Source organism: Amycolatopsis sp. NPDC004368 (assembly GCF_053602515.1).
Map to the genome: position 1 here is coordinate 1 of NZ_JBSGDT010000004.1, position 19,905 is coordinate 19,905.

General features: G+C 71.4%; 16 protein-coding genes. 9 read left to right on the forward strand and 7 right to left on the reverse strand.

The genetic code is table 11. The annotated features are described in order from the left end of the window. The first annotated feature begins 211 nt into the window (after window positions 1-211). Genes tkt through ACWEOE_RS08270 form a run of 4 tightly spaced genes read left to right on the forward strand, consistent with a single transcriptional unit; the run spans window position 212 to window position 5,378 of the window. Window positions 212-2,347 (forward strand): transketolase, encoded by a 2,136-nt coding sequence (gene tkt, locus ACWEOE_RS08255; RefSeq protein ID WP_452005709.1) that lies wholly within the window; start codon window positions 212-214, stop codon window positions 2,345-2,347. Between the two features lie 24 nt (window positions 2,348-2,371). Next, window positions 2,372-2,959 carry a 6-phospho-3-hexuloisomerase gene (gene hxlB, locus ACWEOE_RS08260; RefSeq protein WP_452005712.1) on the forward strand — a complete coding sequence of 196 codons (588 nt, stop codon included), beginning with the start codon at window positions 2,372-2,374 and terminating at the stop codon, window positions 2,957-2,959. 48 nt (window positions 2,960-3,007) lie between these two features. After that, a complete protein-coding gene (locus ACWEOE_RS08265) occupies window positions 3,008-3,961 on the forward strand; it encodes a fructose-bisphosphatase class II family protein (protein ID WP_452005715.1) in 954 nt (317 codons plus the stop codon). 34 nt (window positions 3,962-3,995) lie between these two features. Beyond that, window positions 3,996-5,378 carry an ATP-dependent 6-phosphofructokinase gene (locus ACWEOE_RS08270; protein WP_452005718.1) on the forward strand — a complete coding sequence of 461 codons (1,383 nt, stop codon included), beginning with the start codon at window positions 3,996-3,998 and terminating at the stop codon, window positions 5,376-5,378. A gap of 130 nt (window positions 5,379-5,508) precedes the next feature. Here ACWEOE_RS08270 and ACWEOE_RS08275 read toward each other — a convergent pair whose 3' ends face one another. The 7 genes from ACWEOE_RS08275 to ACWEOE_RS08305 form a co-directional block, all read right to left on the reverse strand. Beyond that, the gene (locus tag ACWEOE_RS08275; protein WP_452005720.1) at window positions 5,509-6,438 is read right to left on the reverse strand and encodes a hypothetical protein; all 930 of its coding nucleotides are present in this window, start codon (window positions 6,436-6,438) and stop codon (window positions 5,509-5,511) included. A gap of 95 nt (window positions 6,439-6,533) precedes the next feature. Next, a complete protein-coding gene (locus ACWEOE_RS08280; protein ID WP_452005722.1) occupies window positions 6,534-7,097 on the reverse strand; it encodes an RNA polymerase sigma factor in 564 nt (187 codons plus the stop codon). 61 nt (window positions 7,098-7,158) lie between these two features. Further along, window positions 7,159-9,084 carry a protease pro-enzyme activation domain-containing protein gene (locus tag ACWEOE_RS08285; RefSeq protein ID WP_452005724.1) on the reverse strand — a complete coding sequence of 642 codons (1,926 nt, stop codon included), beginning with the start codon at window positions 9,082-9,084 and terminating at the stop codon, window positions 7,159-7,161. Between the two features lie 33 nt (window positions 9,085-9,117). Beyond that, the gene (locus ACWEOE_RS08290; protein ID WP_452005727.1) at window positions 9,118-10,332 is read right to left on the reverse strand and encodes an acetyl-CoA C-acetyltransferase; all 1,215 of its coding nucleotides are present in this window, start codon (window positions 10,330-10,332) and stop codon (window positions 9,118-9,120) included. A gap of 26 nt (window positions 10,333-10,358) precedes the next feature. Next, window positions 10,359-11,027, reverse strand: coding sequence for a GntR family transcriptional regulator (locus ACWEOE_RS08295; RefSeq protein WP_452005730.1), 669 nt, complete (start codon window positions 11,025-11,027; stop codon window positions 10,359-10,361). A gap of 39 nt (window positions 11,028-11,066) precedes the next feature. Continuing rightward, window positions 11,067-11,786: an enoyl-CoA hydratase/isomerase family protein gene (locus ACWEOE_RS08300; RefSeq protein ID WP_452005732.1), complete on the reverse strand. Its 720-nt coding sequence runs from the start codon at window positions 11,784-11,786 to the stop codon at window positions 11,067-11,069. Further along, window positions 11,783-12,679, reverse strand: a complete 897-nt coding sequence (locus ACWEOE_RS08305) for a 3-hydroxyacyl-CoA dehydrogenase family protein (RefSeq protein ID WP_452005735.1) — start codon at window positions 12,677-12,679, stop codon at window positions 11,783-11,785. The genes ACWEOE_RS08300 and ACWEOE_RS08305 overlap by 4 nt, the downstream gene beginning before the upstream one ends. A 113-nt stretch (window positions 12,680-12,792) precedes the next feature. Here ACWEOE_RS08305 and ACWEOE_RS08310 point away from each other — a divergent pair, with 113 nt between their 5' ends. From ACWEOE_RS08310 to ACWEOE_RS08330, 5 genes are read left to right on the forward strand one after another with little or no spacing between them, the layout of a single operon-like run. Further along, entirely contained in the window at window positions 12,793-14,145 is a 1,353-nt protein-coding gene (locus ACWEOE_RS08310; protein ID WP_452005738.1) for an MmgE/PrpD family protein, read from the forward strand. Beyond that, window positions 14,145-15,296, forward strand: coding sequence for an acyl-CoA dehydrogenase family protein (locus tag ACWEOE_RS08315; RefSeq protein ID WP_452005740.1), 1,152 nt, complete (start codon window positions 14,145-14,147; stop codon window positions 15,294-15,296). Before ACWEOE_RS08310 ends, ACWEOE_RS08315 begins: the two co-directional genes overlap by 1 nt. Then, window positions 15,293-16,633: an MmgE/PrpD family protein gene (locus ACWEOE_RS08320; RefSeq protein WP_452005743.1), complete on the forward strand. Its 1,341-nt coding sequence runs from the start codon at window positions 15,293-15,295 to the stop codon at window positions 16,631-16,633. The genes ACWEOE_RS08315 and ACWEOE_RS08320 overlap by 4 nt, the downstream gene beginning before the upstream one ends. After that, window positions 16,630-17,808: a CoA transferase gene (locus ACWEOE_RS08325; RefSeq protein ID WP_452005746.1), complete on the forward strand. Its 1,179-nt coding sequence runs from the start codon at window positions 16,630-16,632 to the stop codon at window positions 17,806-17,808. Before ACWEOE_RS08320 ends, ACWEOE_RS08325 begins: the two co-directional genes overlap by 4 nt. After that, window positions 17,805-19,877: an acetate--CoA ligase family protein gene (locus tag ACWEOE_RS08330; protein ID WP_452005749.1), complete on the forward strand. Its 2,073-nt coding sequence runs from the start codon at window positions 17,805-17,807 to the stop codon at window positions 19,875-19,877. The genes ACWEOE_RS08325 and ACWEOE_RS08330 overlap by 4 nt, the downstream gene beginning before the upstream one ends. Window positions 19,878-19,905: the final 28 nt, after the last annotated feature.

The window sequence follows — 19,905 nt, forward strand, 5'->3', positions numbered from 1 at the left end:
GCGGGAGCGACCGTCGCCGTGGCCGGGGGCGCGATCTACAACGCCGCCGACCCCGCCGCCGCCGCGAAGGAACTCAAGAAGCGCGCCGCCTGACCGAACCCACTCGCTGTGTGCCGGGCATCGGCTCGGCACACAGCGGAACAGCCCCGAAATCACATTTCAGAATTTGGCTCCGAATGTGTCGAGTCAGAATTGTCAGGAGTGCGCGTCCATGGCAGCAAACGGATCGATCTCCCGTTCCCGCGCGATCGAATCAGCTGAAGAGCTCGTCCGCTTGACGACCAAGCGGCTCCCCGACGACTGGACCGAGCTGGACCGGCGTGCGGTGGACACCGCGCGCGTGCTGGCGGCGGACGCGGTCGAGCACTGCGGGAGCGGGCACCCCGGCACGGCCATGAGTCTCGCGCCCGTCGCCTACGCGCTGTTCCAGCGGGTCATGCGGCACGACCCCGCCGACGCGTCGTGGCTCGGCCGCGACCGGTTCGTGCTGTCGGCCGGCCATTCGAGCCTCACCCTGTACATCCAGCTGTTCCTCTCCGGCTACGGCCTCGAGCTCGAGGACCTCAAGTCCCTGCGCAGGTGGGGTTCGCTCACGCCGGGTCACCCCGAGTACCGGCACACCAAGGGCGTCGAGACCACCACCGGCCCACTGGGGCAGGGCCTGGCCAACGCGGTCGGGATGGCCATGGCCGCCCGCCGCGAGCGTGGGCTGTTCGACCCGGACGCCGAGCCGGGCAAGAGCCCGTTCGACCACCACATCTACGTGATCGCCTCGGACGGTGACATCGAAGAGGGCGTCACCTCCGAGGCGTCGTCGCTGGCCGGCACGCAGCAGCTCGGCAACCTCACGGTGATCTACGACAGCAACGAGATCTCCATCGAGGACGACACCCGGATCGCGCTGTCCGAGGACACCGCCAAGCGCTACGAGGCGTATGGCTGGCACGTGCTGACGGTCCACGGCGGCGAGGACGTGGCGGGGATCCTGGACGCGATCGAGCAGGCCAAGGCCGAGACCAAGCGCCCGACCCTGATCGTGCTGCGCACCGTGATCGGGTATCCGGCGCCGACCAAGATGAACACCGGCAAGGCGCACGGCGCCGCGCTGGGTGCCGAGGAGATCGCCGCGGTCAAGCGCGCCGTGGGCCTGGACCCGGAGCAGAGCTTCCAGGTCGACGACGACGTGCTGCGCCACACCCGCGAGGTGGTGGTGCGCGGGCGCGTCGACCGCGAGAAGTGGCAGCTCGAGTTCGACGCCTGGGCGAGGGCCAACCCCGACCGCAAGGCCCTGCTCGACCGTCTCAGCCGGCGCGCGCTGCCGGCGCACTGGGCCGACGACCTGCCCACCTGGCAGCCCGACGCCAAGGGCGTGGCCACGCGCAAGGCGTCAGCCGCGGTGCTGGCCAAGATCGGCGCGGTGCTGCCGGAGCTCTGGGGCGGGTCGGCGGACCTGGCCGAGAGCAACAACACCACGATCAAGGGCGCGGACTCGTTCGGCCCGGTCGAGATCTCGACCAACGCCTGGCAGGCGAACCCCTACGGCCGCACGCTGCACTTCGGCATCCGCGAGCACGCGATGGGCTCGATCCTCAACGGCATCGCGCTGCACGGCGGAACCCGCCCGTACGGCGGCACCTTCCTCATCTTCAGCGACTACATGCGCCCGGCGGTGCGCCTGGCCGCGCTGATGCGACTGCCCGTGATCTACGTGTGGACGCACGACTCGATCGGCCTCGGCGAGGACGGCCCGACGCACCAGCCCGTCGAGCAGCTGGCGTCGCTGCGGGCCATCCCCGGGATGTCGGTGGTGCGCCCGGCCGACGCGAACGAGACCGCGTACGCCTGGAAAGCCGTGCTGGAGGACACCGCCGGGCCGGCCGGGCTGGCGCTGAGCCGCCAGGACCTGCCGACGCTGGAGGGCACGTCGGCGCAGGGGGTGGCCCGCGGCGGTTACGTGCTCGCCGAGGCGTCTTCGGGGCGTCCCGAGGTGCTGCTGGTCGGCACGGGTTCCGAGGTCCAGCTGGCCGTGGCGGCCAGGGAGGTGCTCGAGGCCGAAGGCGTGCCCGCCCGCGTGGTGTCGATGCCGTGCGTGGAGTGGTTCGACCGGCAGGACCGGGCGTACCGGGACAAGATTCTGCCACCGTCGGTGCGTGCGCGGGTGGTCGTGGAGGCGGGTGTCGCACAGCCGTGGCACCGGTTCGCCGGCGACGCGGGCGAAATCGTGTCGCTGGAGCACTTCGGTGCATCGGCGGACTTCAAGACCTTGTTCAGCCAGTTCGGCATCACCACCGAGGCCGTGGCCGAAGCGGCCCGGCGCAGCGTGCGTGCCGTGAATTCGTTGTCCTGACCCGATTTGTGGAGGAAGATCGCGGTGACGCACTCGATTTCGAACAAGCTCGACCCCGGCCTTTTCACGGACGCGACGCGCGCGGTCATCGGCGAGGTCGACCGCGTGAGCACGGCGGTGCAGTCGCCGTCGTGGATCCGCGCCGGCGCGCTGCTCCTGAAAGCCCCGGCCGTGTTCACGATCGGCACCGGGCGCAGCGGGCTCGCGTTGCAGATGGCCGCGATGCGGTTCATGCACCTCGGGCTGCGCACCCACGTCGTCGGCGAGGTGACCGCACCGGCCATCGGCCCGGGCGATGTGCTGGTGGCGGCCTCGGGCTCGGGCAAGACGGCGCGCGTGGTGCGAGCCGCGCAGACCGCGCGTGAGCAGGGTGCGGACGTGATCGCGCTGACCACGGCGGCCGGGTCGCCGCTGGCCGAGACCGCGACCGAGGTGCTGATCATCCCGGCCGCGGACAAGCAGGACTTCGACGGCGGCGCGTCGGTGCAGTACGCCGGCAGCCTGTTCGAGCAGTCCGTGCTGCTGACCACCGACGCGCTGTTCCACACGCTGTGGAAGACCAGCGGCAGCCAGGCCCAGGAACTGTGGCGGCTGCACGCGAACCTGGAGTGACCGCACCTTTTAACAGCCCTGATGAGACAGTCCTAAGAGGAGTCGAAAATGTCCGAAGCGCGGGCCCGCGGTGACATCCACACGTTGGAGGCGGTGGCGCTGGCCGCCACCTCCCGCGCGGCGGTGGCCAGCTTCGCCTGGGTGGGCCGGTACGACCAGAAGGGCGCCGACGCGGCGGCGACCGCGGCCATGCGCGAGGCACTGGCCGACGCACCCGGGCGTGGGACTGTGGTCATCGGGGAGGGCGAGAAGGACGACGCCCCCATGCTGTTCAACGGTGAGGTGGTGGGCAACGGGCACGGCCCGGACTTCGACATCGCGGTGGATCCTCTTGAAGGAACGTCGTTCTGCGCGAAGGATCTGCCGGGGTCGCTCGCGACGATCGCGTTCGGCGAAGCGGGCACCATGTGGTCACCCGGGCCGGGGTTCTACATGGACAAGATCGTGGTGCCCGCCGCGGCGAAGGACGTCATCGATCTCGACGACCCGGCCGAGGTCACGTTGGCCAACGTCGCCAAGGCGCTGGGCAAGCAGGTCAGCGAGCTGCGCGTGATGATCATGGACAAGCCGCGCCACCAGGACCTGATCATGCGCGTGGTGCACGCGGGCGCGGCCGTGCAGACCCCGGCGGGCGGCGATGTCGGGGGCAGCCTGGCGGTGCTGCTGCCGACGAACGACGTCGACCTGCTGATCGGCGTCGGCGGCACGCCCGAGGGCGTGATGACCGCCGCCGCGGTGCGGGCACTGGGTGGCGGGATGCTCGGCCGGCTGGCCCCCCAACGCCCCGAGGAAGCCGACGCCATCCGTGCCGCGGGCATGTCCCTCGACCGCGTGTACGAGTGCTCCGAGCTCGTGACCGGCGACGCGTTTTTCGTCGCCACGGGTGTGAACGGCGGGCCGCTGGTCGGGCGGCCGCGGAGGATCGCCGGCACGACCGTCACCGAATCGCTCCTGATTTCCCGGGGAGAAGTTCGCCACGTGACACACACGACCTTCGCATGATTTTCCGTTCGACCACCGAGATCAAGGAGACACGGTGACGTTGCACCTGGACGACCTCGGCGTTCGCCGCCTCGGCGAGTGTCGGTACGACTCGCCGATCTCCGAGATGCTCTCCACCAAGCAGACCTCCCCGCACTACGTCGCGGAAGGCGACCGCGTGCTGTTGGAGGACACCGTTTCCATGCTCGCCGAGCACAGCCTCCCGCCCACCCAGGTGCCGAGCTTCGAAGCCGCCGGGCCGCGCCGGAAGATCTATTTCGACCCCGCGCGCGTGACCGCCGGGATCGTCACCTGCGGGGGGTTGTGCCCGGGGCTCAACAACGTGATCCGCGGTCTCGTGCAGGAGCTCGCGGTGCACTACAAGGTCAAGCGGATCCTCGGTTTCCGCAACGGCTTGCAAGGCCTCACGCAGCAGCACCGCTACGACACCGTCGAACTGACTCCCGAGCGCGTGCGCGACATCCACAACGCCGGCGGCACCATCCTGGGCAGCTCCCGCGGCGGCCAGGACGCCGACGAAATGGTCGACAGCCTCGTCCTGCGCGGCGTCGACATCATGTTCGTCATCGGCGGCGACGGCGGCATGCGCGCGGCCACGTTCCTCAGCAAGGCGATCCGCGCGCGTGGCCTCGACATCGCCGTCATCGGCGTCCCGAAGACGATCGACAACGACCTGCCCTTCACCGACCAGTCGTTCGGCTTCCAGAGCGCGTTCGCCCGGGCCACCGACTTCATCTCCGCGGTCGCCGTCGAGGCCGCCGCCAGCCCGAACGGCGTCGGGATCGTGAAGCTGATGGGCCGGCACTCGGGATTCATCGCCAGCTACGCTGCCTTGTCCGCCAACGCCGCGGACATCGTGCTGATCCCCGAGATCCCCTTCGCCCTGGGCGGCGCGGACGGCCTGCTGGCCCACGTCGAGGAACGCGTGAGAGCCAAGGGTTACGTCGTGATCGTGCTCGCCGAGGGCGCGGGCCAGGACCTCCTCGAGGACCACGGCCTGCCCCAGCTCAACGGCCGCGGCACCGACGCCTCCGGCAACATCAAACTCGGCAACATCGGCGAACTGCTCAAGGAACGCATCACCGCCCACCTGGTTTCGGTCGGCCTCCCGCCGACCATGCGCTACATCGACCCGAGCTACGCGGTCCGCAGCATCGCCGCCAACGCCTACGACGCCGTCTACTGCCTGCGCCTGGCCCACGCCGCGGTCCACGCCGCGATGGCCGGCCACACCGAAGCCGCCGTCGCGCGCTGGCGGCGCCGCTTCGTCCACGTGCCGCTGTCGCTGATGACCAGCCGCCGCAACCAGGTCGACCCGGATGGGGATCTGTGGATGTCGGTCCTGGAGACGACCTGCCAGCCGGCGGAGTTCGGTGCCTCGCAGGATCGGGTGCGGGTGCGGTCGGGGTTCTGCTGACGCTCGCAGGGCGGAGCCGGTCGAGGTCTCCTGGCCGGCTTCGACGGAGCCGTGCCGGCTGAAGCGCTCTCCGAAGAGCAATGCGGGCCGCCCCGATCAAGGGCGGCCCGCATCGTCGTCGGGAGGTGGCTCAGAACTTGCCGGCCTGCACGTCGGCGACCGTGACGCGCGAGGACTTGTACGTGGCCATCGCCGACTTCGACCCGTTGCTCACGGGGAGACCCGTGGCGGCGTCGACGGTCAGCACCTCGGCCTCGCCCGAGAAGAGGGCGGCGCCGGCGGTGATGGTGAGGGTCGGCTTGCCGTCGGTGGTCGATTTCGTGACCGTGACGTCCGGAATCGTGGAGAGCAGGCGGAGCACGCCCGCGCGGACCTGGGGGTTGGCCGCGCCGAGGTTGAGCGCGTTGACGGCGTTGGTCCACAGGTGGTTGTCGACCAGGTTGTCCAGCGTCTTGCCGGTCGGACGCTGCGTCGGGACCGCGACACCCTTCGCGCGGTAGATGTCGGCTTCCTTGGCGATGGCATCGGCCCACGCCTTCTGAGCGGCGGCGTCGCTGAGCCCCAGGCCGAAGCCGTTGGGGGTCGCGTTGACCATCTTCGTGCGGGCCTCGTTCAGATCGCCGGTCGCGGCGAAGCGGGCGGCGGCGACGTCGGCCGCGTCGTTCGGCTCGGCGAGGTTGGCGTGGCTCGCGATCACACCGGGCAGCGACTTCGCGTCTTCGGCGAGGTAGACCTCGCCCTTGTCCGTGTAGAGGCTGTACACCACGTACGGCGAACCGTCCGGCGCCTTCGTGCTGCGGATGACCAGCGAAGCGTCGCCGGTGACCGAACCGGCGTTGGTGGTCACGTTGGCCGCCAGGCTCACTAGCGGCGAGGTGACGGCCGGGGCGTCGGCGACCGACGCCGGGGCCTGGGCCTGGGGCTGCGGCACCGAGGTCGCCACCACGGCAGCGGCCACGGCGGCGGCCGCGACGGCGCCGAGGCCGATCTTGCCCGGCACACCCGGGCTGGCCCAGCTGAACTTCGCCCGGCGGGCCGGAGTGGTGGTGGATTCGGACATTGCTGCTCCTAGGGCTGCGCGTGCTTTTCCGTACGCCTCGGGGCGCAACGGCTGAACATCCTTCAAGTTGCGGACCAAATCCATCTCGTCCACGGTCAAGCGCCTTTCTTCACAGGGGCCGGCTTCGTCAGGAGTGCAGCCACTTCGGGCGCCTTCCGCAGCGCCTTTCTGGCCTGGTGCAACAGGCGGCGCGCCGTGCCGGCCGGCACGCCGAGCACCCGCGCCGCGTCGGCAGCGGTCAAGTCCTCCCACGCGACGAGCGTGAGCACTTCGCGTTCTTCCGGCTTGAGCTCCGCCAACGCCGCCCGCAGCACCGCCTGGACGTCGACGCGCGCGTCGACCTCAGACCACGGGTCGGCACCGCGGTCCGGCACGTCTGGCACGAGGTCCTCTGCCGGCCGCGACCGCCAGTGCCGGCGGATCGTGTTCAGCGACACCCCGTACAGCCACGGCCGGGCTTCCGGAAACGACCTGTCGTACGTGCCCCGCGAGGCGTAGGCCGCGACCCACACCTCACCGAGCAGGTCTTCGGCCGCGTCGCGCCCCACCCGACGAGCCAGGTAGGCGCCGATCGCGCCCTCGTGCCGGCTGATCACCTCCACGAAGGCTTCCTGGTCGCCCTCCAGCGACCTGCCGATCAGTTCCGCGTCCGAAGTCATGCCACTCCTCGCTTCTTCCCTGACCTTCCATGGGGGAATTGCCGATGCGGCGCGAAAGCGTTCAGCGCCGGCCCAGAAGGAGGGTGAACGAGGAGGTCGGGGCACCGAGACCCGTCGCCGCGTCGTAGCCCCGGGTGGTGGGGAGGCTCTTGTCCTGGCCGAAGGTCGTGACGAACGCGGGGTCGAACTCGTCGTCCAGCCGGTATCCGAGAGCGATCGGGGGATCGGCCGGGTCCACCGGCAGGATGTCGCGCACGGCCGGGCCGCCCGCCAGGCGGTAGATAGCCGGGTTGGCGAAACCGAGGGCGTGGCCCGCGGTCTGCATCGCGTCGGCCTCGATGCCGGCGAACAGCGGGGAAGACGCGCTCGTGCCACCGATTGGCACTTCCGCGTAGCCGCCGCTGCCGTCCAGGTCGGTGGCGCCGATCAGCCAGGCGTTGCCGGCGTCGGCCGAAATGTCCGGGATCACGCGCTTCGCCGCCGTGGTGCCGTGGTCCGTCGCCAGGCTGCGCGGCACGGCCGCCTTCTGGTAGCCGGGCTCGGCGAACAGCGTGCTGAGGCCACCGCCGGAACCACCGTCGAACTCGCCGGGCGGATCTTCGTCGTACCCGGTGCGGTCCGAGTTCATCGGCAGGAGGTGATCGCCCCACGTGTGCTCGGCGACCACCTCGCCGTGCGCGCCGATCTCCAGGCTCGTGCCGCCGACGGCCGTGGCCCACGGGTTCGACGCCGGGAACTGGGCCTGGTGGAGGTTTTCGGCCCCGCCGTCACCGCTGGAGAAGTCGAAGCCGATGCCTTCGAGCGCACCCTGCTGCAGCACCAGGTCCCACGGCGCCCTGCCCGCCGGCGACAGCGAGTCCTCGCCGAGCCCGGCCGACGTGCTCGCGACGTCGGCCAGGTGCCGGTCGACCACGCGTGAAACTCCGTCGAGCCAGGACTGCAGCTCCTGGGGTGCGAAGTCGGCACAATCGACGATCACGTTCACGATGCGCGCGTCCGGCGCCCCGAGGTGCGCCGACTGCACGTCGATCGACTCCTCCAGACCGCTCTCCCTGCCTACGCACGAAGCGTCCGAGGTCGGGCTGATGTCTTCGACGTACTGCCCCGGCGTGAACACGGGCTCGCCGTGCGCGGCGAAGAACCGGTTGGCGTCGGCGAGCTCCGTCGGCGAGTGCTCGTCGAGGATGATCGCGACCGTCTTGCCCTTGCCGGTGTAAGGGCTGTTGGACAGGCCGTACGCGTCACGCACCTGCTTCGGCTCGTACCCGCACAGCTGCGTCGGCGCGGTCGTGTGCCCGAACGCCGGGGGGATCGGGCTCGTGTGCTCGCCCCAGTAGTGGGAACACGGGAAGTCGGTGGGCTGTGTTGCCGTGCGGGCCCCGGCCGCGGTGGTGCCACCGACGATCGGACTCAGCTCGAGCTGGTCGATCCCGGTGACGCTCACGATGTCCGCCGCCACCGCCGCCGGAATGGAGAACCCGCCCACGACACCGGCGTCGCGGAATGTCCGCGTTCCGCCTTTCGGCTCGGTCACCGTCCGGTCGAACTCGCTCACCTGTGTGCCGAACGCGGCGTCGATCTGCGCCACCGTCGCGTTCACCGCGAGGTAGTGCTCGGTGGTCGCGGTGACCGTCATGCCCTGGCCGGCGAGCCAGGACTCGACGGCGCCGACCTGCCCCGGGGCCGGACCGAACTGCTGGGCAGCCTGTGCCGGCGTGAGGAAGTGGGCGTAGCGCGGACTGGCCGGGTCGGACACCGCGCGGGCGGCGTCGGCGAGCCCCGGTCGATCGGCCAAGTACACGCGCAGGGCGACGGGCATCGTCGCGTCGAGCGGACGTGGTGTGCCGGTGAGAACGCCGGGGTTCGGACTCGGCAACTCGACCCGCGACGGCGTCGCCGCGAACGCCGGAGGTGCTGTGCTCGCGGCGAAAACCACCGCGCCGGCGAGCACAGCACCTCGGCGGAGAACCTTCTGGTGTGTTGTCACACCCGGCTGTTGTCAGGCCGGGTGGGCAAGTGTTCAGGCCACGCGTTCGAACAGCGCCGCGATGCCCTGGCCGCCGCCGATGCACATGGTTTCCAGGCCGTAGCGGGCTTTCCGGCGCACGAGTTCGCGGCTCATCGTCGTGAGGATGCGGGTTCCGGTGGCGCCGACGGGGTGGCCGAGCGAAATGCCGGATCCGTGCACGTTGACGCGGTCGAGGTCGTCGGAGAGCTTCCACTCGCGCAGGCACGCGAGAACCTGCACGGCGAAGGCTTCGTTGATCTCGATCAGGTCCACGTCGGCCAGCTCGACGCCGGCGCGTGCCAGCACGGCCGCGGTGGCCGGCACCGGCCCGGTGCCCATCGTCTCCGGCGCGACGCCGGCCACCGCCCAGGTCACGAGCCGGACCAGCGGCGTGAGGCCGTGTGCCTCGGCCTGTTCCGGCGTGCAGACGATGCACAGCGCGGCACCGTCGTTCTGGCCGCTGGCGTTGCCGGCAGTCACGGTGGCGTCGGGATCGTTCTTGCCCAGCACGGGTTTCAGCGCGGCGAGGGCCTCGGCCGTGGTGTCGGGACGCGGGTGCTCGTCGGTGTCGATCACCTGCTCGCCGCGCCGCGTGCGCACCGTCACCGGCACGATCTCCTCGGCGAACACACCCGACTCCTGGGCTTGTGCGGCCCGCTGTTGCGAGAGCAGCGCGAGCGCGTCCTGCTCGGCGCGCCCGATGCCGTACTCGCGGCGCAGGTTCTCCGCCGTCTCCAGCATCCCGCCCGGCACCGGGTGGTTCCGGCCGCCGGCCGTGACGCGGCCGCGCGCGAGCGAATCGTGCAGCATCACACCGGAACCCTTGACGCCCCAACGCATTCCGACACTGTAGAACGGCGCGTCGCTCATGTTCTCGGCGCCGCCGGCGATCACCAGGTCGCTGACGCCGGTCTGCACCTGCATCGCCGCGTGCAGCACGGACTGCAGGCCGGAGCCGCAGCGGCGGTCGAGCTGGAGGCCGCCGCTGCGCAGGCCGAGGCCGCCGTCGAGTGCCACCACGCGGCCGAGCGCCGGTGCTTCCGACGTGGGGTAGGCCTGGCCCAGCACGACGTCGTCGACCGCGTCCGGGTCGAGGCCGGTGCGGTCGAGCAGCGCGCGCAGCACGGTCGAGGCGAGGTCGGCCGCGCTCACCGACGCGAGCGCGCCGCCGAAGCGGCCGACCGGGGTGCGCAGCGGCGAGCAGATGAGGGCAGGACGAAGCTCCATGAACGGGTTCCTCCGGAGAAAAAAAGTCAGTCGGTGCCGGCGCGGAGCCTTCCGGCGTGGTGGATGTGGTCCGACATCAGCGCGCCGGCCCGGATCGCGTCGCCGGCCCGGATGGCGTCGATGATCCCGACGTGGTCCGAGTCCAGGGCCGACACGTTGTGGTCGGTGTCCCACAGCGTGACGCTGGTCGGGAAGCGCGACCACAGGCTGGAGATGTGGTCGAGCAGCACGGCGGCGCCACCCTGGTAGATCGTGTAGTGCAATTCCTTGTTGAGCCGCGAAAGCTCGGCGCTCGTGGCTCCGGCGGCCTCGGCGGCCCGCAGCGCAGCGTGGGCCGCTTCGATCGCTTCGAGGCGCTCGGCAGAAATGCGCTCGACGGCGATCTGCGTCGCGAGCCCTTCCACCGCGGCGCGCAGGCGGTAGAGATCGTCCGCGGTCTCGGGATCGACGTCCTTCACGGTCGCGCCGCGGTGCGGTGAGTAGCTGATCGTGCCGTCGGCTTCCAGAATGCGCAGGGCTTCGCGCACGGGTGTCACGCTCACGCCGTAGCGCTGCGCGATCTGCACCTGGCGCAGCGCCTGTCCCGGTTGCAGCGTGCCATTGGCGACGTCCTGCTTGAGCCGGGTCACCACGTAGTCGGTGCGGCTCTGCGGAGGTGCCGGAGTGCCGTCCGCGATCTCCGATGCGCGTGCCATGCGTCAGCCCTACTTCCTTCACATTGTGTAAAGTGCAGACTACCTACGCACGGCCTTGGCCAGGCGTTGCCGCGCGTCGTCGCTTTCGAAGCACAGGGCCTGCAGTGCCGCGTCGGCGATGCGCCGGTGGTCGCCGGGAGCGTGCACGGCCTCCTTCGCGTAGCGCACGGCCGTCATCGACGCTTTGCCGAGCTCGCCGAGCAACTGCGCGAGCGCGGCGTCGAGGTCGTCGGAGACTTCGTCGACCAGGCCGATGGCCAGCGCCTCCGCCGCGCCGATCCGCTTGCCGGTGAAGATCAGGCGCTTCGCCGCGGACCGGCCCACGATCTTCGGCAGGCGGAAGAGCCCACCGGCCGACGGGATGATGCCCAGCCGCACCTCCGGCAGACCCCAGGTCGCCGTGGTCGAGGACAGCCGGAAGTCGCAGGCCAGCGCGAGCTCGCAGCCGCCGCCGAGCGCGTGTCCGCCGACGAGGGCGATGGTCGGCCACGGGTACTCCTCGATCGCGGTGAAGAGCCGGTGGTTCACGCGTTGCAGGGCTTCGCGCCGGGTGCGTTGCGCGAGCTCGTTGAGGTCGGCGCCGGAGACGAACGTGCCTGGCACGGCGCTGCGCAGCACCAGCGGCCGCTCGCTGTCCGCGAACTCCGCCACGGCGCGGTCGACGCCGGCGCTCATCTCGAGGTCGAGCGCGTTGAGCTTTTCAGGCCGGTCGAGCCAGATCGTCACGGCGTGGTCGGTGACTTCGGTGCGCACGCTCATTGCAGGTTCCCCGATCCCGGGACACGGGCCCCGTCCTGGTCGTAGCGGTAGACGCCCTGTCCGGTCTTGCGGCCGAGCCGGCCGGCCTGCACGAGGCTGACCAGCAGCGGATCGGGCCGGAAGCGTTCGCCGAGCGACGTGTACAGCCCTTGCAGCACCGACAAGCGAGTGTCGAGGCCCACGAGGTCGACGAGCTCGAACGGACCCATCGGGTGGTTCAGGCCGTGCTTGAGTGCGAGGTCGATCTCCTCGGCGTTCGCGACGCCTTCGGAGAGCATGTGGAACGCCTCGTTGCCGATCAGCACGTTGACCCGGCTCGTGACGAAACCCGGCCGATCGGCCACGCGCACCACGACCTTGCCGGCCGACTCGCACAGCTCACGCGCCAGCGTTTCCGTGGCCGGCGCCGTCTGGAGCCCGCACACCATCTCCACCAGCGGCAGCCGGTGCACGGGGTTGAAGAAGTGCAGGCCGATCACGCGCTGCGGCTCGGGCACACCGGCGGCGATCGCCGTGATCGGCAGCGCGGAGGTGTTGCTCGCGAGGACCACGTCCGGGCCGGTCACCGCGGCCACGTCGGTGAGCATCCGGTGCTTGAGCTCGAGGACCTCGGGCACGGCTTCCACCACGAGGTCGCTGCCCGCGAAAGCGGACACGTCCGCGCCGGTGCTGATCCGGTCGACGGTTTCGGCCACGGCGCTGGAGGTTCCGGAGCTGGGCATTCCGGAGCGCCGGGCCGCGCGTTCCAGCCCGGCGCGAACCGCCGCGCGGCCGCGTTCGGCCGTCTCCTGGTCGACGTCGCACAGCACCACCGAGTGCCCGGCGGCGGCGAAGACCTGGGCGATGCCCCGGCCCATGATCCCCGCGCCGAGCACACCGACTGTCGAGCTCATCCGGTTCCTCCGATCTTCGTTGACGGAACCTCAGCGTATTGCATAGACAGCATTTTATAAAATGTGTAACCTCCGTCGGCAACTGATCCCGCGAGGAAGCAAGAGGTGCGACGGTGAGTGACCCGGTCACGGCGTGGACGTCCGCGCTGAGCGCTGCCTCCGTCGCCGACCTGGGCGAACGCGAGCGGCAGGCGGTCGAGGTGCTCGTCGCCGACGCGCTCGGCATCGCGGCCGCGGGCCGCACGGCTCCAGGTGTCGGAAGTGCCCTGGCCGGTTGGGAAACCGACTTCGGCCAAGGTCCCGTCCGGTTGCCGTGGACGGCCGCGAGCCTCCCGGCGCCGGCGGCTGCGGCGGCGCTGTCGGCGCTGATCCACGCGTGGGACTTCGACGACACACACGATGCCGCGGTGGTGCACACGAGCTGCGTCGCGCTGCCGGCGGCACTCGCGGTGGCCTCGGCGCACGCGCGGTCCGGAGCCGACGTGGTCGCCGGGCTGGTCGTCGGAATCCAGGTGCTGGCCAGGGTTTCCTCGGCGATCGGTGGCCGGCGAGGCGTGATCCGCACGGCCGGCCTCGGCGCGCTGGGCGCGGCCGCGGCAGCGGCGAGAACCCTGGGCCTCGGGCCCGAGCAGCTCACGCAGGCGCTCGGCCTCGCGCTCACCGCGACGGGCTCGGCGATGACCCGGCAGGTCGTCGCCGAAGGTTCACCGGCCAAGCGGCTGCAGCCGTCGTTCGCGGTGCAGGCCGGGGTTTCCGCGGCGCTGCTGGCCGCGCACGGGGTGCCCGGCCCGTCCGGTTGGCTCGACGGCGAGTACGGCGTGCTCGCGTTGCGCGACGGGAATCCGGCGGACGCTGTGGCCGAGATCAGTGCGCCGGGCTGGGAAATAGCTCGCCTTTCCCTCAAGCCCTACCCCGCCTGCCGGTACGCGCACGCCGCGATCGCCGCCGTGGCCGGCGCACGTGCCGAAGACCTGGAGCGCGTGGTCGTGCACGTGCCGGCCGGACCGGCGTACGCCAAGGTCGCGCGGCCGTTCCGGTGGCGCGGCCAGCCGGTGGCCGACGTCCAGTTCTCGATCCCGTGGCTGGTCGCCGCCGCCCTGCGCACCGGCACCGTGGACCTCACCGCGATGCGGGATCCGGTGCTCGGTGACCCCGTGATCGAACGGCTCGCCGCCCGCGTCCACGTTGCCCAGGACCTTCCGTCGCAGGTCAGCATGGCACCGGCGGAGGTCGAGCTGCACCGCACCGACAGCTCGGTCGAACGCCGGCGCGCCGACATGCCGGGGTCGCCCTCGTGCCCGCTGACGCCGGCGCAGGTCGAGGAGAAGACCGCGGCGTGCGTGCGCGTCGGCGGTCACGACAGCGGTGCCGTCCGCCGGATCTCGAGCTTCAGCACCGCACTCGCCGGGCTGGCCGCCGCGGAGTTCCGCGCGGCGCTGGCCACGATCGACACACAGGAGAGTTGATGGACTTCACACTCACCCCCGAACAGCACGCCCTGCGTGACGCCGCGGCCACCCTCGCGCGCCGCGAGTTCAGCGCCCGCGCGTTCCAGCGCAAATCGTTCGCGTGGGACAGCCTGAAAACGCTGGCGGACAACGGGTTCACCGGCCTGACCATCGCCGAGGCCGACGGCGGCCAGGGTGCGTCGCTGCTCGACGCCGTGCTCGTGATGCAGGCGGTGACCAAGGTCTGCCCGCACAGCGGCGACGCGCTGCAGGCGAGCAACTTCGGTGCGATCCGCCAGATCGCCAACTTCGGCTCGCAGCGCGTCAAGGACGAGGTGCTGACCAAGCTGCTGAAGGGTGAAGGCCTGGTCAGCGCCGGGATGAGCGAGCCGGAGGCCGGATCGGCGCTCACCGACCTGCGCACCACCGCGCGCTACGACGGTGACTCGGTCGTCCTCAATGGACAGAAGTGCTGGAACTCCCACGGCCCGGAGATCACGCATTCCGTGGTGTGGTGCCGGTTCGGCCCGCGCACGAGGGACATCGGCGCGGTCGTGGTGCCGGTCGACGCGCCGGGCTTCAGCAAGGGCCGGCCCGAGCGGTACATGTCCGGCGAGCAGCACTGCACGCTCAACTTCGACGAGTGCCGTGTGCCGCGTGACTACGTGCTGGCCGATTCGGACGCGGTGAAGAACATGCTGTCGATCTTCGGTGTCGAGCGCCTCGGCAACGCGTCGCGGGCTCTGGCGCTCGCCGAGACGGCGTACGAGCGGGCGGTGGAGCACGTCAAGCAGCGCAAGCAGTTCGGCCGTCCGCTGATGGAGTTCCAGGGCCTGCAGTGGAAGTTCGCCGACATGCGGATCAAGCTCGACTCGGCGCGGCTGCTCATCTACCGCGCGGTCGCCAACGCGGCGGGCGAGACACCGGACCCGATCGAAGCCGCGATCGCCAAGGCGCACACCAACGAGGTTGCCTTCGCCGTCGCCAACGACGCGCTGCAGGCGTTCGGCGCCATGGGCTACTCGACCGAGCTGCCGATGGAGTACTTCATGCGCCGGATCCGCGGCTGGATGATCGCCGGCGGCTCGGTGGAGATCCTGCGCAACACCATCGCGCAGGACGTGTTCGGCACGCGGTTCAGCCAGCGCCGTCCTGAGGCCGCGCGGTGACGGCCACGGCGGAGATCGCGACCTGGGCCGCGCGGCAGCGTGACGAGCAGCTGCCCGGGGAGGTCGTCACGCACGTCAAACGGCTGCTGCTCGACCACCTCGGCGGAGTCGTCGCCGCTTCGCGGTTCCCCGTGGCGAAGCTCGTCGCTGACTACGCCGCCGTGGCCAACCCCGGCACCGAAGCCACGGCCGTCGGGTTCGGCCGGCGGTCGGCGGAAGGCGCGGCGCTGGTCAACGGCACGGCCGCGCACAGCCTCGAGGTGGACGACGGTTACACACCGGGCAGCGTGCACCCGAGCGCGGTCGCGTTCCCGGCGGTGCTCGCGGCGGCGCAGCGCCACGGAGCGTCGGCCGAGCGGCTGCTCTCCGGCGCGGCGGTGGCCCTGGAGCTGACCTGTCGGCTGGCCGCCGCCGGACACCCCGCGACCTGGCGCAACGGCTTCCACAACACGCCGCTCGCCGGTGTCGTCGCGGCCGCCGCCGGGGTGTCGACGGTGCTGGGTTCCGACGCCGCCCGCACGGAGCACGCGCTCGGCATCGCCGCGTCGCACGCCGGTGGGCTGTTCGCGTTCCTCGGCCAGGACGCCGAGGTCAAACGCCTCCACGCGGGCAAGGCCGCGCGCGACGCCCTGGCGAGCGCGGAGCTGGCCGCGCGGGGGCTGACCGGACCGTCCGGAGTGCTGGAAGGCGCCAAGGGCTACTTCGAGGCCTTCGCGCACAACGACCACGACCCGCGGGTGGTCGTCGAGGGCCTGGGTCGTGACTGGGCCTTGCTGCGCACGTATGTCAAGCCCTACCCGTGCTGCCGGCACCTGCACGGCCCGATCGACGCGGCCTTGAAGCTGCGCGAGGAGCGGGGCTTCGACGTCACCCGCGTGACCCGGGTCGCCGTCGGCACCTACACGGTGGCCTCCCATCACAATGCGACCACAGTGGACAGCTTCCTCGGCGCGCAGATGAGCATCCCGCACGCCGTCGCTGTCGCGCTGCTCGTCGGCGAGGTCGGCCTGGCCGAGTTCGACCCGGCGACGTTCGGCCGCGAAGACGTCCGCGCGCTCACGGCCAAGGTCGAGGTGACCGCCGATGCCGAGGCCGACGCCGTGTACCCGGTGGAGCGCCCCGCGCGCGTGACCATCGACCTCGACGGCGCCGAGCCGCTGAGCCTGCGGGTCGCCCAGCCGTATGGCGAGCCGGACAACCCGGTCTCCGACGCGGCGCTGGAGGACAAGTTCCGCCGGCTGTGCGCGCCGTCGCTCGGCGAGGACCGCATCACGAAGACCATCGAGGCCGTGCGCGCGCTCGAAGACCTCTCCTTCCTGACGGAGCTGGCCGCATGAAACCGTTGACCGGACAACGGGTCGTGGAGGTCGCGACCTACGTGGCGGCGCCCTCGGGCGGGCTCGCGCTCGCGCGGCTCGGCGCGGACGTCATCCGCGTCGACCCGCTCGGCGGCGCGAGCGACCACCACCGCTGGCCGCTCGCGCCCGGCGGCGGCAGCCTCTACTGGACCGGGCTCAACAAGGGCAAGCGGTCCGTGGCCGTGAACCTGCGGTCGCCGCGCGGCCAGGAGCTCGTGACGGCGCTCGTCACCGAACGCGGCACGCTGCTGGACAACACCGTCGGCTGGGAGTGGCTCGCGGACGAACGGCTGCGTGCCCTGCGGGCCGACCTGGTCCACGTCCGCGTGCAGGGCCGGCGCGACGGTGGCCCGGCGCTCGACTACACCGTCAACGCCGCGGTCGGCGTCCCCGACCTGACCGGCCCGGCCGAGGCGGGCGGGCCGGTGAACCACCAGCTGCCCGCCTGGGACCTGCTGACCGGCAGCCAGGCGGTCAACGCCGTGGTGGCCGGCCTGCTGCACCGCGCGTCGACCGGGCAGGGCAGCTACGCGGAGGTCGCGCTGTCCGACGTCGCGCTCGGTGCCGTCGCCGATCTCGGTTGGCTGGCCGAAGCTCGCCTGACCGGGCAGGACCGGCCCAAGCAGGGCAACCACATCTACGGCAGCTTCGGCACCTCGTTCCGCACGGCCGACGGCGCACACGTGATCGTGGTGGCGATGACGACGCGGCAGTGGCGGGCGCTGCAGGAGGCCACGGGCACCACCTCGCTGCTGGCGGGCGTCGGCGAGCGCGCTGGGCTCGACCTCGACGTCGAGGAGAACCGGTACCGGCTGCGCGACGAGCTGGTGGCCGTGCTGGCGCCGTGGTTCGCCGAGCGTGACATCGCGGCCGTCACCAGCGCGTTCGCGGAGACGGCTGTGCTGTGGCAGCGGTACCGCTCGCTCACCGAGGTGGCTGCCGGCGCCGATGAACCGCTGCTCGGCGAGATCGACCAGCCCGGTATCGGGCCGGTGCCCGCCGCCCGTGGCGCGGTGCGCTGGCCGGGCGCGGCGCCGGACGTCATCGAGCCCGCGCCGGTGCTCGGCGCGGACACCGAGGCCGTGCTGAGCGGCGAGCTGGGGCTGGGGCAGGCGGAGATCGCGGCACTCGTGGACGAGGGGGTCATCCGATGACGAACACCGCGGAACTGGCCGGGGCACTGCTCTGGCCACGCAGCATCGCGCTGGTCGGCGCGTCCGACAATCCGGAGAAGACGAGCTCGCGTCCGCTGCGGTACCTGCGCTCGTCGGGCTTTGCCGGCCGCATCTACCCGGTGAACCCGCGCCGGGAGTTCGTGGCGGGCGAGCAGGCGTGGCACTCGCTCTCGGACCTGCCCGAAGTGCCCGACCACGTCTACGTGATGACCGACGCCGAGCAGGCCATCGAGGCCGTGGGCGAATGCGGGCGCCTCGGTGTGCCGGTCGCGACAGTGCTTGCGAGCGGCTTCGGCGAGGAAGGCGAGCAGGGTCGCGAACGCGAGGCGCGCCTGCGCACGGCGGCCGGGTCGACGCGGGTGCTCGGCCCGAGCAGCCTGGGTGTGGTCAACCCGCGCAACGGAATGCTGCTCACCGCCAACGCGGCCTTCGCCGAAACCGACCTCGCGCCGGGTGGCGTGTTCGTCGCGTCGCACTCCGGCAGCGTGATCGGTGCGCTGGTCTCGCGGGGAAAGCAGCGGGGGATCTCGTTCGCGGGCCTGGTGTCCACCGGCGGCGAGGCGAACCTGAGCCTCGGTGAGATCTGTCTGTCCACAGTGGATGACAAAGGCATCGCTTCCTACGCGTTGTTCCTGGAGTCGTTGCACCACAGTGAAGACCTCGCCGAGTTCGCGCTGGCCGCGGCCGAACGCGGCAAGCCGGTGGTCGTCTACAAGCTCGGTCGCTCGGCGCAGGGCGCGCAGCTCTCGGTCTCGCACACTGGCGCGCTGGCCGGCTCCGACGAGGAGGCCGACGCGTTCTTCCGGGCGTGTGGCATCAGCCGCGTCGACAACCTGGAGGCGCTGATCGAGGCGCCGGCGTTGCTGGAGCGCGTGCCGGCCGGCAAGAGCCCGGCCGACTTCTCGGTTGCGGTGCTCACCACGACCGGGGGTGGCGCGGCGCTCATCGTCGACCAGCTCGGCCTTCGCGGCATCAGCGTGCGGGCTCCGTCGGCTCCGCTGCTGCAGCGGATCCAGGCGCTCGGCGCGCCGATCACCGACAGCATCGTCATGGACCTCACGCTCGCCGGTGCGAAGCACGAGATCGTGAGCGGCGCGCTCGACGAACTACAGCGCAGCGGCGAGTTCGACCTGGTCGTGATGGTGGTCGGCTCCTCGGCGCGGTTCCACCCGGAGCTCGCCGTGCGGGCGGTGGTGGAGCGGGCCGACGGTCCGACGCCGCTGGCCGCGTTCGCGGTGCCGGACGCCCCGCAGGCACTCGCCGCGCTGTCCGAAGCCGGCGTGCCCGCCTTCCGCACTCCGGAGGCGATCGTGGAGGCCATCGCCGCGGCGGCTTCCCGCCCGGCCGCACCGTCGTACCGGCGGTGGTCCGGAAGTGCCGGGGGTGCCCGGAAGGTGCTCGACGAGCTCGACTCCTGCCGGGTGGTGGAAAAGCTCGGCATCTCGGCTCAACCCGGCGTCGAGCTTTCGGTCGAAGCGGTGCTCGATGGGCGGGTACCGGCCGGCCTGCCGTACCCGGTGGCCGTGAAGGTGCTTTCGGCCGAGATCGCGCACAAGACCGACGCCGGCGGTGTCGTGCTCGGCGTGTCCGGCGACGACGAACTGGTTGCCGCGGCCGGCGCGATCGTGGAAGGCGTGCGCCGCTCCGGCGGGGTGGCCGAACGGCTGCTGGTCACCGCGATGGCACCGTCCGGAGTGGACGCTCTGGTCGGCTACCGCGTGAGCGACGAGGTCGGCCCCCTGATCATGGTCGCGGCCGGCGGCATCACCGCCGAGCTGTACCGCGATTCGAGCCTGCGCCTCGCACCGGTCGACCTCGCCACCGCCCACGAGATGATCCGCGAGGTCAAGGGCCTCACGCCGGTCGTCGGCTTCCGCGGCAGCAGCGGCGACGTCGGTGCGCTGGCCGCCGCGATCGTCGCACTGTCCACATTGGCCACGACGGCACCGGAGGTGCTGGAAGCCGAGGTCAACCCGCTGCGCGTCTTCGGCCCGGGTGAAGGTGCCACGGCGCTCGACGCCTTGGTGTGCGTCACCGAAAACGGTTAGTCCTGCCTGTCTCAACGCCGAGCTGGAG